9 protein-coding genes and 1 pseudogene are annotated in these 12285 nt (G+C 37.6%); 8 read left to right on the plus strand and 2 right to left on the minus strand.

What is annotated here, in order from left to right; genetic code table 11:
• Positions 1-141: 141 nt before the first annotated feature.
• On the minus strand, positions 142-2904 hold the full coding sequence (locus ACVFVN_RS02770; RefSeq protein ID WP_456234080.1) for a bifunctional aconitate hydratase 2/2-methylisocitrate dehydratase: 2763 nt from the start codon (positions 2902-2904) through the stop codon (positions 142-144).
• 352 nt (positions 2905-3256) lie between these two features.
• On the opposite strand from ACVFVN_RS02770, the gene ACVFVN_RS02775 reads away from it, so the two are divergent.
• From ACVFVN_RS02775 to ACVFVN_RS02800, 6 genes are all read left to right on the plus strand, one after another.
• A complete protein-coding gene (locus tag ACVFVN_RS02775; RefSeq protein WP_456234188.1) occupies positions 3257-3559 on the plus strand; it encodes a DUF2752 domain-containing protein in 303 nt (100 codons plus the stop codon).
• Between the two features lie 206 nt (positions 3560-3765).
• Complete coding sequence (locus tag ACVFVN_RS02780) at positions 3766-5880, plus strand: TonB-dependent receptor (protein ID WP_456234081.1); 2115 nt, start codon at positions 3766-3768, stop codon at positions 5878-5880.
• Between the two features lie 111 nt (positions 5881-5991).
• Complete coding sequence (locus ACVFVN_RS02785; RefSeq protein WP_165135717.1) at positions 5992-6630, plus strand: hypothetical protein; 639 nt, start codon at positions 5992-5994, stop codon at positions 6628-6630.
• Between the two features lie 3 nt (positions 6631-6633).
• Positions 6634-7155: an acyl-CoA thioesterase gene (locus ACVFVN_RS02790; RefSeq protein WP_165135720.1), complete on the plus strand. Its 522-nt coding sequence runs from the start codon at positions 6634-6636 to the stop codon at positions 7153-7155.
• Positions 7156-7206: 51 nt separating this feature from the next.
• The gene (locus tag ACVFVN_RS02795; RefSeq protein WP_456234082.1) at positions 7207-8139 is read left to right on the plus strand and encodes a 2-hydroxyacid dehydrogenase; all 933 of its coding nucleotides are present in this window, start codon (positions 7207-7209) and stop codon (positions 8137-8139) included.
• A gap of 101 nt (positions 8140-8240) precedes the next feature.
• The gene (locus ACVFVN_RS02800) at positions 8241-9518 is read left to right on the plus strand and encodes a serine hydrolase domain-containing protein (RefSeq protein ID WP_456234083.1); all 1278 of its coding nucleotides are present in this window, start codon (positions 8241-8243) and stop codon (positions 9516-9518) included.
• A gap of 142 nt (positions 9519-9660) precedes the next feature.
• Here ACVFVN_RS02800 and ACVFVN_RS02805 read toward each other — a convergent pair.
• Positions 9661-10103: pseudogene (locus ACVFVN_RS02805) on the minus strand (HU family DNA-binding protein).
• Positions 10104-10145: 42 nt separating this feature from the next.
• Between ACVFVN_RS02805 and ACVFVN_RS02810 the strand changes: the two are divergent.
• The gene (locus tag ACVFVN_RS02810; RefSeq protein ID WP_456234084.1) at positions 10146-11801 is read left to right on the plus strand and encodes an Ig-like domain-containing domain; all 1656 of its coding nucleotides are present in this window, start codon (positions 10146-10148) and stop codon (positions 11799-11801) included.
• On the plus strand, positions 11798-12256 hold the full coding sequence (locus tag ACVFVN_RS02815) for a heme-binding domain-containing protein (RefSeq protein ID WP_456234085.1): 459 nt from the start codon (positions 11798-11800) through the stop codon (positions 12254-12256). Before ACVFVN_RS02810 ends, ACVFVN_RS02815 begins: the two co-directional genes overlap by 4 nt.
• Positions 12257-12285 lie beyond the last annotated feature (29 nt).

Here is a 12285-nt window from a genome sequence, read left to right on the forward strand (position 1 = left end):
ATATAAGAAAATTGCTTTCCTTTCAAAAGCATAAAACTACAAATTTCAAAGTCGTTACAAACATCTATTGAAGCCAAATTCCTAGTAAAGAAAAGGCTATCCGAAAATGGACAGCCTTTTGTTATGATGTTCGCTAATTTCTTAGTGACAAGAAATAGGAGTGAATTTCGTTAAGTTAATACCTTCAACAGCATCTTGGTACTCTTCAATGTTCGGAATTCTACCTAAAATAGCAGAAAGAACAACCACTGGAGTAGAAGCCAATAAAGATTCACCTTTTTTGTCGGCTTTATCTTCTACCACACGACCTTGGAAAAGACGCGTAGAAGTAGCCATCACGGTGTCACCTTTTTCTGCTTTTTCTTGGTTACCCATACAAAGGTTGCAACCAGGACGCTCTAGGTACATGATGTTTTCGTATTCTGTACGAGCAGCACCTTTTGGAGCGTCGTCATTAAATTCGAAACCTGAATATTTTTGCAACATTTCCCAATCACCTTCCGCTTTTAATTCGTCGATGATGTTGTAAGTAGGGGCAGCAACCACTAGCGGAGCTTTGAATTCTACTTTTCCGTTTGCTTTTTCTACGTTTTTCAACATTTGAGAAACGATTTTTAAGTCGTCTTTATGAACCATACAAGATCCTACGAAACCTAAATCTACTTTTTTGTCACCGCCATAATAAGTAAGGTCTCTAATGGTATCGTGCGTGTAACGTTTAGAAACATCAGCATTATTTACGTCTGGATCGGCAATCATAGGTTCGTTGATGATATCTAAATCTACAACAACTTCAGCATAATATTTAGCATTTGCATCAGGTTGAAGAGCTGGTTTAGCACCAGATTTAATTTCTTCGATACGTTTGTTGGCTTTGTCAATTAATCCTTGAAGAACTGCATGGTGGTTATCCATTCCTTTATTAATCATGATTTGGATACGCGATTTCGCAATTTCCAAAGATTGAATTAAAGTATCGTCTTGAGAAATACAGATAGAAGCTTTCGCTTTCATTTCTGCAGTCCAGTCGGTGAATGTAAAGGCTTGGTCCGCCAATAAAGTTCCGATATGAACCTCGATAATTCTACCTTGGAAAACGTTTTCCCCATCAAATTGCTTCAGCATTTGAGCTTGCGTAGCGTGAACCACATCACGGAAATCCATATAAGGTTTCATTTCACCTTTGAATGTTACTTTCACAGATTCAGGAATTGGCATTGAAGCTTCACCCGTTGCCAAAGCCAAAGCTACCGTTCCAGAGTCAGCTCCGAAAGCAACGCCTTTAGACATTCTTGTATGCGAGTCGCCACCGATGATGATTGCCCATTCGTCGATGGTAATATCGTTCAATACTTTGTGAATAACGTCCGTCATTGAATGATAAACGCCTTTCGGGTCTCTAGCAGTAATTACACCAAAATCATTCATAAATTTCATCAATTTAGGGATGTTTGCTTGCGCTTTTTTATCCCAAACTGAAGCCGTGTGACATCCTGATTGATACGCCCCATCAACTGTTGGAGCAATTACTGTAGCAGCCATTGCTTCTAACTCTTGAGCGGTCATTAAACCAGTGGTATCTTGTGAACCTACAATATTTACTTTTACACGAACGTCAGATCCGGCATGTAACGTTTTTCCTGGAGTCACCCCAACTGCATTACGGTTGAAAATTTTCTCTACTGCTGTTAAACCTTGACCTTCATTTGATATCTCTTTAGAAGGAGCAAAAACTACAGGCGCTTCCATTCCTAAAGTTTGAGCCGCAAACGTTTGGATTTTTTTACCAAAAACGATAGCGTAAGAACCGCCCGCTTTGATAAATTCTAATTTCTGAGGCGTGAAAGATTTAGAAATATCTTTTAATTCTACTTCTCCGTTGTATAATTTTTTTGATTTCGTATTAATCGTTAAAACAGTTCCTGTAGCAACAGAATAAGCTTGTTCAAGAATCACATCACCATTTTCGTTACGAACTACATTTCCGTTTTCGTCTGTTTTCTTTACCCAGTTTTGAAGATCGATTCCGATACCTCCCGTTACATCCACCGTCGTTAAGAAAATTGGAGAAATACCGTTAGTTCCCGCAACAATTGGAGCAATATTCACGAAAGGAACGTAAGGCGACGCTTGTTTCCCTGTCCAAAGTGCAACGTTGTTCACACCCGACATACGAGAAGAACCAACACCCATTGTACCTTTTTCAGCGATTAACATTACAGAAGCATCAGGGTGTTGCGCTTGTAACGCTTTAATTTCAGCTTGAGCTTCTGGCGTAATCATACATTGACCGTGCAATTCTCTGTCTGAACGAGAGTGCGCTTGGTTACCAGGAGACAATAAATCCGTAGAAATATCACCTTCCGCGGCGATGTAGGTTACCACTTTAATTTCTTCTGCAACTTCAGGAAGTTTTGTGAAGAATTCTGCTTTAGCATAACTTTCTAAAATATCTTTAGCAATTGCGTTTCCTGCTTTGTAAGCATCAGCTAAACGAGCTGTATCAGCATCATACAAGAAAACTTGAGTTTTCAAAACATCAGCGGCTTGTTTTGCAATCGCTTCGTCATTTCCTAAAGCCAAATCCAAAAGAACGGCGATAGATGGGCCACCTTTCATGTGAGATAACAACTCGAATGCAAAAGTAGGTGTGATTTCAGCTACTACAGCTTCACCTAAAATAATTTCTTTTAAAAATTTTGCTTTTACACCAGCTGCAGGAGTAGTTCCTGGAAGGGTGTTGTAGATGAAAAACTGTACAGAATCTTCTCTGTTTGGGTTGTTAGCATCCTTAATTTGAGCGATGATTTCGCTTGTTAATTCAGCGCCGTCAATTGGCTTTGGGTGTAAACCTTGACCTTTTCTTTCTTCAATTTCTTGGATATAATCTGTATAAATACTCATAATACTAGAAGTCTTTTTCCTCTGATTTTCTCGAAACCAAAAGTTACATTTTTACTTAGATTTTAGTTAAAAATAAATTTGCGCAAAAATACGAAATTTATATTTTTTATGGACTATATTCGTGTAGTTTTAAAATAAGATCATATTTGTATATTTCTATAGTGTTGTTAATGTTTTGATAGTCATTGGCTTGGGATTTTTTTTGTTTTAAAAATTGTTGTGTATTTCTTGGCGAATGTTCGCTGATTTAGAGTCGTAAATGATGAAACTAAAATCGTTTTTTTTGTTTTTACTATTCTCTGTTATTTTGGCTTATTATTTTATAGATCCAAAAGTATCATCATGGACGTTGATGTGTCCTTTCAAGAGTGTCACCAGTTATGATTGTCCTGGTTGTGGGAGTCAGCGGGCTTTTCATGAAGTTTTACATGGAAATCTAGACAAAGCATTTATTCTTAATCCTTTATTTGTTATTGCAATTCCGTTTTTTGTGCTGTTTTTAGTATTCCAAATTGGAGATTTGAAAATGAAATATTTAAAATGCTATCAAATAATTTTTGGGTTTAAAAGTATCTTAGTTTATTTAGTAATATTGATTTTATTCTTTATTGTCAGGAATACTAGCTTTTATCATGAGGCGTTTTCTAGATTGTAATTTAGAATCCCGATGAAATTTTAATTTTCATTGAAAAATTACCAAGAATTTAATTTTATTTTTTATAAGTTTGCAAAACGGAAAAAGGGGTGCCCAAAAGGCTGAGATTATACCCTAAGAACCTGGGCAGGTAATGCTGCCAAGGGAACTAAGCGAACAGCTTGGCTGTTTTGTGCATCCTTTTATTCCAAATAATAATATTGAGAATGAAAGGATTTATTTTTTTATCAGCGTTAAGTATCGGTGCTTTGGCTTTTGCACAATCAAAACAAGATACAATCAAAGAAATAGAGCAAGTTCGCGTGTTCAAGAAATTGCCAGTTTCTAAAGAAATTATCAATGTTCAGAAAGATCTTGATGGTCGTAATTTAGGACAAGATTTACCTATTCTTTTAAAAAATCAAACTTCGGTAATGTCAACTTCCGATGCTGGAAATGGCGTTGGATATACAGGTTTTAGAATTCGTGGTGTTGCCGGAACGAGTATTAATGTAATGATGAACGGGATTCCTTACAACGATTCGGAAAGTCAAGGGACGTTTTTTGTGAACGTTCCAGATTTGACAAGTTCGGCTTCGCAGATTGTTATTCAGCGTGGCGTTGGCACTTCTACTAATGGGGCGGCGGCTTTTGGTGCGAGTGTTAACATTGTTTCTAAAGATCCAGAAAAAGAGTTTTATGTAAAAACCGACAACAGTTACGGCTCCTTTAATACTTACAAATATTCTGCTGAGGTTGGCTCTGGAAAATTCTGGAAAAATAGATTGTCTGTGATGGGACGCTACACCAAAATCCACTCAGATGGTTATATAGACCGTGCTTTTTCCGACCTTAATTCTTATAATCTTACAGCCTTATTTGAAGAAGATAAAATCAAAATCAGATTTATGGCTTTTGGGGGAAAAGAAAAAACCTACCAAGCTTGGAATGGTGTTGACAAAGCGACTTACGAAAAGGATATACGTTTCAATTATTCTGGGGCAATCTATGATGCCAGTTGGGAAAATATTGTCGGATATTATGATAACGAAACTGATAATTATCGTCAAAACCATTATCAATTGCTTTGGGAGCAGGCCTTTAATAATCATTGGAAATTAGAAACAACTTTACATTATACAAAAGGAAAAGGTTATTACGAAAATTATAAACAAGATGCTAAATTTTCAAAATATAATTTACCGAATCTTTTCGTTGATGCCGCAGAAGTCAAGCGTACAGACTTCATTAGAAAAAAATGGCTGGATAACGATTTTTATGGTGCAGTTTCTACTTTGTATGGTAAATTTGACAATGTCGATCTTAACGTTGGCGTTGTTGCGAACCAGTATTTTGGAAAGCATTTTGGAAATGTTACTGGCGTGTATTTTCCTCAAATTAATGAGCATGAATATTACCGAAACAGAACCTTGAAAAATGAAATTTCAGGTTTTGTAAAAGCGCTTTATCGTATTGGCGACTTTGAGTTGTTCGGAGATTTGCAAGCAAGAAATGTAACTTATGATGCGAAAATAATTAACCAAGGCGATGACGAAGGTTTTGACTTAAATAAAAAATGGACCTTTATTAATCCTAAAGCTGGCGTTAACTATAGAATTAATGGTGGCAAGTTGTATTTGTCCTATGCCATCGCTAACCGAGAGCCCAATCGTGACGATCTGCAAGCCAACCCAGATACCAAAAATGAATTTCTACAAGATTGGGAATTGGGATTAGAAAAACAATTTTCATCGGTGTTGTCCTTCACCGCGAACCTATATTATATGCAATACAAAGATCAATTGGTTTTGTCGGGCGTTATTAATGATGTTGGTGATTTTGTTCGTCAAAATGTCGATAAAAGTTACCGTGCAGGTGTAGAATTAGGCGCTTTAGCGAATCTTACAAAAGATTTCCGAATGAATGCTAATTTAACTTTAAGTAAAAATATAATCCAAGAAGTGAATGCGACAAAAGATGATTCGGTTGTTGTGATTAAAGATGCCGATACATCTTTTTCGCCTTCGGTTATTGCAAATTTAGGATTGTCTTATGATCTTTCCAAAGCCTTTACTGTTGGTCTTATCAATCAATATGTAGGCAAACAATATTTGGATAATACACAAAACGAGAACTTTAGGTTAAAAGATTATTTTCTTACAGATTTTAATGCGAAATATTCTTTTGAACTGCCATGCACAAGTGTTGACTTAAAGCTTTTGGTGAATAATCTATTCAATCAAAAGTATATTAACAATGGTTTTGTCTATGGTGACACACCTTATTATTACGCACAAGCAGGTCTTAATTTTATGTTCGGTATTTCAGTGAAGTTCAGATAACTTACTCAAATTAAATTTTTCAATAAAACATCTCATTATTGGGGTGTTTTTGTTTTTTATAAATTAATAATTAATTTGCCATCCTATTATAAAATCATAAATTTGCAAATTATGGACATTACACAGCAAATTTTACAGGTTCTTAATACTCAGGAAAAACTCGAATTGGCAGGATTGGGCTCACTTTCGCTTGTTAAAAAACACGCTGAATTGGATGTTCAGAATGATAAGATTCTGCCTCCGAAAAAAGAATTGGTTTTTAATCTTGATCGAGGGCAAAAAGCGAGTAATGCTTTCAATGATTTGTCATCACAAATTCTTAAAGATCTTTTAGAAAAAGGAATTTACGAAATTTCTGGTGTTGGGAAATGGACCAACTTTGCAGGCAAAATAGATTTTGTTGCCAATCCTCAAGTTGCTGGTGACGATTTTTATGGTTTTGAAGAAATCATTGTACCCAGAGTAGGCGCAGGCTCTCCTCAGCTAATGCAAGTAGCGGAAGAAGATTATAAATATAATAAATCCATATTGTGGGCTTTTCTGGTTTTAATGCCTGTCGCTGGGATATTGTACTTTGCAGCGACGCAAAAAGAAAAAATATTTGGGAAAGCCTCTTTTGAAAGCCTCGAACTTTCTAAAATTGAAAAAAAATCTGCAAAACCCGCTGTTATAGATTCAACAAACGTGCGTGCTAAAGACAGTATTAAAAAAGATTCTTTGAATTATCTTCCAAACAATAAAAGTAAATAATTTATGCAAAAATCAAAAAAAGCATCAGAATCACTTACGGTGATGACCAATATCGTTTTACCCAACGAAACCAATTCTTTGAGAAATCTGTTTGGAGGAGAATTGCTTTCCAAAATGGACAGATGTGCGTCAATATCGGCAGCGCGTCATTGCGAAAGACGTGTGGTAACAGCTTCGGTTAATCATGTATCTTTCAATCATCCTATACCCGAAGGGGGTATTGTGGTTTTGGAGTCGAAAGTGAGTCGCGCTTTTTCAACCTCTATGGAGATTTATGTGGATGTGTGGTTGGATGATCCTATTAACCAGAAAAAAATCCATACTAACGAAGGGATTTACACCTTCGTGGCGGTAGACGAGTTTAACAAGCCTGTGCCGATTCCCGCTTTGGAGCCAGAGACCGAAGAAGAGGTGAAACGATTCGATGCTGCGCTTCGCCGAAAAGAATTGTCATTGATCCTTTCGGGAAGAATGAAAGCTACAGATTCTGTAGAACTTAAAAAATTATTCGCTGGAGAAATATAATACAACGGGAGATTTATCTTCCGTTTTTTTATCATTATAAAAGAAGACATCATGAAGCCAAGAATATTATTATTAGACAAAAATCATCCCTTAATAGAAGAACAGCTATTAGCAAAACACTTTGTTCTGGAAGAAGATTACCAATCGAGTTATGATGAGGTTGTTGCTAAAATTCATCAATACGATGGCGTTATTATTAGAAGCAGAATTCCTGTAGACGCCACGTTTTTAAAAGCAGCCAAGAAGCTGAAATTCATTGCTAGAGTAGGCGCTGGGATGGAAAATATCGATATCGAAACGGCTAAAGATTTAAACATTAAACTCATCAATTCGCCAGAGGGCAATCGCGATTCGGTTGCCGAACATGTTTTGGGAATGCTTCTGTTGTTGATGAATCGTCTTTTCATAGCTTCTCAGGAAGTTAAAAATGGCATTTGGCTTCGCGAAGAAAATCGTGGCGATGAGTTGCTGGGCAAGACTTTCGGAATAATAGGTTACGGCAATATGGGAAAAGCCACAGCCAAACGGCTTTCGGGTTTCGGCGTTAAGATTATCTTTTATGATATTTTGCCCAATTTGTCAGACGAGTTTGCAACGCAAGTTGATTTGGAAGAATTGCAAAAGCAAGCAGATATTATCAGCCTCCATGTTCCAGAAACCGAATTGACCCATTATATGATAGATGAGGTTTTTATCAATAATATGACGAAGGCTTTTTATTTGGTGAATACCGCGCGTGGCAAAAATGTTAAAACTTCGGCTTTGGTGCAAGCGCTGAAATCTGGAAAAATAAAGGCTGCCGCTTTGGATGTTTTAGAATACGAAAAATCTTCTTTTGAAAATCTAGAAGTTGATAATGAAGATTTAAACTACTTACTCCATTCAGATCAAGTTATTGTCACGCCACACATCGCGGGGTGGACACATCAAAGCAAAGAAAAGCTTGCACAATTTATCGTGGATAAAATTTTGCAAGACTTTTAAAAGACTTTTCAAATCTATATTTTAACATAATATAACATTTTAGCTTACCTCAATTGTTTTAACAATTCATAATTTAGCCTTTTCCTATGAATGTTAAGAAGATGAAGAAATCGAGTCTTGTGTTGTTGTTGGTGACTTTGCTGTCACTTTTTAATTGTAAAAAAGACGATTCAAAAACAGAAAAGTCAGACTATCAAAGTAAATTACCCAATTATTCTAATGTAAAACTCGACAAGGTTTTCTCCGACGCAGACCGACAGCTTGATAACAAAGCGCAAATCCTCTCACAAATCAATAATTATTACGACATGGTTTGGGAACGGGGCAATCTCAGCGGAAGCTTTCTTGTGGCGAAAGGCGACGATATTCTTGTTGAGAAATACCGAGGTTTTGGTAGAGAAAATAGCCAAATGCCTATTGATAAAGATACGCCACTACATGTTGCATCGGTTAGTAAGACGATGACTGCGATGGCGGTTCTCAAACTGGTAGAAGCGGGAAAACTAAGTCTAGAAGACGATTTAACCAAGTTTTTTCCAAAATTCCCTTACCCCAATATTACAGTTTTCAGTCTGTTGTCCCAACGCAGTGGCCTTCCCAAATACGAGCATTTTGACCAGTCGATAAAACCAAAACCTGCCGAACTGGACAAGGCATTTATCACCAACCAAGATGTTCTTAATATTTTGGAACGCGACAAGCCAGAACTGGCGCGCCCTAGCAATACGGGTTTTATGTATTGCAATACCAATTTTGCACTATTGGCTTTGATTGTTGAAAAAGTTACTGCAACGCCATTTCCAGAAGCCATGCAAGAGATATTGTTCAAAGCTTTGGGGATGGACCATTCTTTTATTTTTCAGGAAAAAGATATTCCCACCGCGGCGCAATCCTTTTATAATGGGCAGAATAGGCTCTATCCTTTGGATAATCTCGACTTGATATATGGGGACAAAAACGTTTACACCACGCCAAGAGATTTACTGAAATTCTCAACGGCGATGTTTTCCGATGACTTTTTGAAACCTGAACTTAAAGCTAAAATCTTCGAACCTTACAGCAACGAAAAGGCAGGCGTTAACAATTATGGACTAGGTTTTCGTATGAAGGTTTTTGATAATGGCGAGAAGTTGACCTACCATAACGGATGGTGGCATGGCTCCAACACCGTGTTTGTACATCTTTTAAAATCAAAAGTCACCATTGTGGCTTTGGGGAATAAGTATTCGCAAAGAGTCTATTCGGCGATGGCTTTGTCGGGTTTGTTTGAGCCTTTTCCGTTTGAGGTTGAGAAGCTTAATAAAGTCTTAAACGGTGGTAAAGCTAATGCTGGAAACGCCGATTCTGCAAATGTTAATGCCAGTCATTATTCGGAATAGAAAAAAAATGATAAACATTCCTAAACATCGATAAGCACAGGCTACAAAACGGATGCGCATCCGACGATTGACGGATGCGCATAGGATGAGAGACGCGTGCGCACAGACGAGATGTCCGATGCGCACACGTTGGCTGGTCTTTCTACTTGTTGTATTTCTCGTACTTTACAGTGCTTAGCATATCGCGCAGGTCAACCCCTGGACGAAAGAGGATTTTGTTTGATCGGATCAGTGCCGAGGTCGCTTTGGCAGCAGTGGTTGCACCCTCGCTAGAGATGGAGATCTGGAAGTTACCGAAGTCGCCGAGCTTACGATCTTACCATCTGCAAGATGACGGCTTACTGTTTTTATAAGGTCATTGAGCACTGCTAAAACATCGGTGTCGGATACCGTGGTGGAGCCACCTGCGATTTCTTTAGAAAGGCTTTTTAGGTTAACTTCCCCATCGGCTTTGGCGCTTGCATAGAATTTTGGAGCGGCCTGCGGATCTTGCAGGTTCTTACGCTCAATCACATTGTACTTTACTGGCATAATATAAATTTTTAAAATTGTGTTTTGATTTAATAAAACTAATAAAAAAAGCATTACAAATTTTAGTTTTTCTATTTTTGCACTATGAATCCAAAAATGAAGAAGTTTCTTTTTCTAGTAATCATAAGTTTGTTGGTGTATTCTTGCGCGCGCGTTGGTTCGCCAATTGGTGGTGCCAAAGATAGCATTCCGCCAAAAATGTTGTCAAGTAATATTGATACAACGCGTGTCAATGTGCCCACAACAACCAAAGAATTGCGCATCGATTTTGATGAATATATCAAGCTGAAAGAGATTAACAAAAACCTAATTATCTCGCCACCCATTACTAAAATAAAAAAGATCTTGCCGGCAAACCTCGGGACCAAATTCCTATTGATCCAGTGGGAAGATACCCTGAAAGCGAATACAACCTATAACTTCAACTTTGGAAATGCAATTACCGATCTTAATGAAGCCAACACATTGCCGTATTTTAATTTCGCATTCTCCACAGGGCCAGAGATTGAGGATTATTACATCAGCGGCGAGTTGACAGATGCGTTGGGCGAGAAAAAGGCGGATGGTAAAGACGTTAATTATGTTGTCGGACTTTATCAGGTGAAAGACTCTATGGACTATCGCCAAAAGCCTTATTATATTACCAATGTTGACCCAGATGGCTATTTTGAGCTTAACTATCTGTCGCCTGGGAAGTATAAGATTTTAGCCTTCGAAGATCAAAATCAAAATTCTATTTTTGATAACGGAAAAGAGAAGTTTGCCTTCTCAAAAGATGATATTACGATAGAGGACAAAACGAATATTTCTGGGATGAAGCTAAAACTTTTCCCAAGTGTCCCGAAGGTTAAATACAAAGAATACAAGCCAACACAAGGCGGTCTTGTCTTGCTATACGAAGGCAAACCAGATAAGGTGGAGGTGACGTCAGCATCGGAGAATCTTAAAGATTTTAAAGTGACGCACCGTCGCAAGTCGGATTCGGTTTTTGTGTGGTTTGACGCCGTTTCACAAAATATAGGAATTGAGAAAAGCGACAATATAAAGTTGGCTGCCAAAACTACTGTTAAATCAGATTCAATCTCTGCTTATTACAAATACGATCCCAAAGTAGAGATGACACTTGGCAGCATTGGCGACAAAGTTGTTGCCCCGAATAATCCGTATAAAGTACGCGCTAATTTCCCTGTTTCCGAGATGGTAACGGACAATTGGGTTTTGACATCGGATAGTATTTCTCAGAGTTTTACCGCGAAAGTTTCGAAAACCAATATTTATGATTTAGAGATTAATTCGGATTTTAAAGCAGGGAAAACCTATCAGCTTTCTATCCCAAAAGAAACGGTGAAGTCCTATTATAAAAGCATTGACAAATCGTATCGCTTGGATTTTGAAATTGGAAAACCCGAGAATTACGGCTCTCTGAAGTTGGCGCTTAGCAATGTGCCACAACATTATTTTTGGATACAAATGTTGGGTGATAAAAATGAAATCCAATACCAACAATATACAAGAGATCAGCAAATCACCTTTAAAAACTTAAAACCAGGAAACTATAAGCTAAGGATTTTGCTAGATAATAATGATGATGGCTATTGGGAACTGGGTTCTTTTGATGAAGGGCGCTATGCCGAAGACGCTTTCTTGTTCCGAAAAGGAAAAGATACCAATCCGATGACGACGGTTAATATTCGTCCAATGTGGGAGATTAATGAAAAATGGGATTTGAATTCTGAAATACAAAACAATTGAGAAAAACGATAAAAATTTTAATAAGTGCCATTGCCGTTTTTGGGCTAATACAGTTGGTGCCAATAGACCGCAATAACGAACCTGTAAGGAAAGAGGAGAATTTTGTAGACCTCCACAAGACCAATCCGCAAGTTGTTACATTGCTTCGTGCTGCTTGTTACGATTGCCACTCCAACGAGGTTAATTATCCCGATTATGCTTTTGTAGCGCCTATTTCGTGGTTGGTGAAAGACCATGTCAGAGAAGGTCGAGATCGGCTCAATTTTTCGAAATGGGGCACTTACAACTTATTTCAAAAACAAGGTATGCTGGAAAGAAGTATTTCAACAACCCAAAACTATACAATGCCAATGCCTGTTTATATCCAAAAGCACCCGGAAGCTAATCTTAGTAAAGCCCAACGTGAGCTTTTAGTAGGTTATTTCCGAGAAATTTTGAATGCAGAAAAGCCTTAAGCTTTTAAACTTTTCATTGTAAAACTTGT

It is taken from the genome of Soonwooa purpurea (genome assembly GCF_053891095.1).

Coding starts and splice junctions, on each gene's coding strand:
- ACVFVN_RS02800 (WP_456234083.1), top strand. CDS start 8,241: ATGAAGAAATCGAGTCTTGTGTTGTTGTTGGTGACTTTGCTGTCACTT.
- ACVFVN_RS02785 (WP_165135717.1), top strand. CDS start 5,992: ATGGACATTACACAGCAAATTTTACAGGTTCTTAATACTCAGGAAAAA.
- ACVFVN_RS02790 (WP_165135720.1), top strand. CDS start 6,634: ATGCAAAAATCAAAAAAAGCATCAGAATCACTTACGGTGATGACCAAT.
- ACVFVN_RS02775 (WP_456234188.1), top strand. CDS start 3,257: ATGTGTCCTTTCAAGAGTGTCACCAGTTATGATTGTCCTGGTTGTGGG.
- ACVFVN_RS02780 (WP_456234081.1), top strand. CDS start 3,766: ATGAAAGGATTTATTTTTTTATCAGCGTTAAGTATCGGTGCTTTGGCT.
- ACVFVN_RS02770 (WP_456234080.1), bottom strand. CDS start 2,904: ATGAGTATTTATACAGATTATATCCAAGAAATTGAAGAAAGAAAAGGT.
- ACVFVN_RS02810 (WP_456234084.1), top strand. CDS start 10,146: ATGAAGAAGTTTCTTTTTCTAGTAATCATAAGTTTGTTGGTGTATTCT.
- ACVFVN_RS02795 (WP_456234082.1), top strand. CDS start 7,207: ATGAAGCCAAGAATATTATTATTAGACAAAAATCATCCCTTAATAGAA.